The sequence below is a fragment of the Burkholderia alba genome, from assembly GCF_034721475.1.
Lineage (GTDB): Bacteria > Pseudomonadota > Gammaproteobacteria > Burkholderiales > Burkholderiaceae > Burkholderia > Burkholderia alba.
In genome coordinates this window covers 1-449 of sequence record NZ_JAWJWL010000177.1, presented here as the reverse complement: position 1 = coordinate 449, position 449 = coordinate 1, and the positions used below count along the sequence as shown (strand labels likewise).

Annotated in this window: 2 protein-coding genes; both read right to left on the bottom strand. The window is 68.4% G+C overall.

Features of this window, described 5'->3' with window-relative positions; genetic code table 11:
• Positions 1 to 251 (bottom strand): spore coat protein U domain-containing protein (locus RZR99_RS33100; protein ID WP_323123866.1); only part of this gene is annotated, 251 nt, incomplete at its 3' end.
• A 73-nt stretch (positions 252 to 324) separates the two neighbouring features.
• The coding region (locus RZR99_RS33095; protein WP_323123867.1) for a spore coat protein U domain-containing protein at positions 325 to 449 on the bottom strand (125 nt) is incomplete at its 5' end.

Here is a 449-nt window from a genome sequence, read left to right as displayed (position 1 = left end):
GGCGTGGTGTTCGAGCAGGTGACGCTCAGGGTCGTCTGTTGGTTGAGCGCGGACGCGAGCACGCCGGTGGTGCCGAATGCGAGCGGGTTGGCCGCGATCGTGCAGTTCGCCTGGATCGTCAGCGTGACGAGGATGGTGGCGGTGGCCGTGCCGTTCGAATAGACGGCCGCGTTCGCGGGCTGCCAGGACGGCGCGAGCGCAAGACTCGCGGCGAGTACCAGCGGGACGACGGAGCGTTGGGTGGCGTTCATGGCGAAACTCCTGTCTCGTTGCCGTGTGCGGCGCATCGGTGTCGGATGCCCGCACGCAGGCCGGACCAGCCGTTCAGAAATAGACGGTCGCGGTCACGGTGGTCTGATAGGTGTCGGGCTTCGGCGTGGCCTGTGCCGCGACCTGGCCGTAGACGTTGATCGACTGGGCCGAGCCGGTGCCGGTGCCGCCGACCGTGT